Here is a 1,152-nt window from a genome sequence, read left to right as displayed (position 1 = left end):
CAAGAACAAGAAATGATAAGAAAAACAGCCCGGGACATCGCAAGTCAATTTGATGATGAATATTGGAGGAAAGCTGATAAAGAACATCGATTTCCACAGGAATTCTATGATGCGTATGCAGATGCGGGATTAATCGGTGTCATGATTTCGGAAGAGTATGGAGGTGGAGGATTAGGGGTAACTGAGGCAGCGCTCATTTTGCATGAAATTGCAAAATCGCCGGCAGGATTTGATGGCGCTTCAACTATCCATGCATCACTCTTTGGCCCGAACCCATTATTTTTCCATGGAAATAAAGAACAGAAAGAAAAATACATGCCTAGCATTGCAAACGGGGAACTCCAGGTTTGTTTCGGAGTTACAGAACCTAATGCCGGAACAGATACAACAAGAATTACGACTTTCGCCAAACGTGAGGGCGATAAGTATATTATTAATGGACATAAAGTGTTTATTACAAAGGCGCAAAAGTCCGAAAGAATTCTGCTAGTTGCCAGAACAACACCATATGATCAAGTTACAAAGAAAACTGATGGTATGTCATTGTTTTTTGCACCGAATGATCGATCAGCCATTACAATCAAAGAAATTGAAAAAATGGGTCGGAATGCAATCGATACCAATGAGCTTTTTATAGAGGGATTGGAAGTTGATGCCTCCGATTTGATTGGAAAAGAAGGGAAAGGCTTTAAATATTTATTAGATGGATTAAATCCAGAAAGAATTCTTGTTGCTTTTGAAGCCATTGGTATCGGATATTCTGCGATTGAACGGGCTTCTAAATATGCAAATGAACGCGTAGTGTTTGGTCGACCAATTGGAAAAAATCAAGGCGTACAATTTCCGCTGGCAGATGCATATTCACATTTAAAAGCTGCCGAGGCATTGGCTTATCGTGCGGCATGGTTATATGACAATGGCCGTCCATGCGGTCCGGAGGCAAATATGGCCAAGCTTCGAGCGTCAGAAGCAGGATTCGCTGCCGTAAATGCTGCAATGCAAACATTTGGCGGATATTCCTATGCAACAGAATATAATATTGAGAGATTTTATCGTCAAATTCATTTACCAAGAGTTGCGCCGATTAACAATGAAATGGTTAAAGCTTATGTTGCCCAACACTGTTTGGGAATGCCAAGGTCATATTAATAG

Annotated in this window: 1 protein-coding gene; it reads left to right on the top strand. The window is 40.7% G+C overall.

From position 1 onward, the window contains the following. The coding region (locus tag BLR86_RS25535; protein ID WP_090768615.1) for an acyl-CoA dehydrogenase family protein at nt 1–1,149 on the top strand (1,149 nt) is incomplete at its 5' end. Nucleotides 1,150–1,152: the final 3 nt, after the last annotated feature.

Origin of the sequence: Bacillus sp. OK048 (genome assembly GCF_900103525.1) — a bacterium.
Lineage (GTDB): Bacteria > Bacillota > Bacilli > Bacillales > Cytobacillaceae > Neobacillus.
This window is presented reverse-complemented; position numbering and strand designations above follow the sequence as displayed.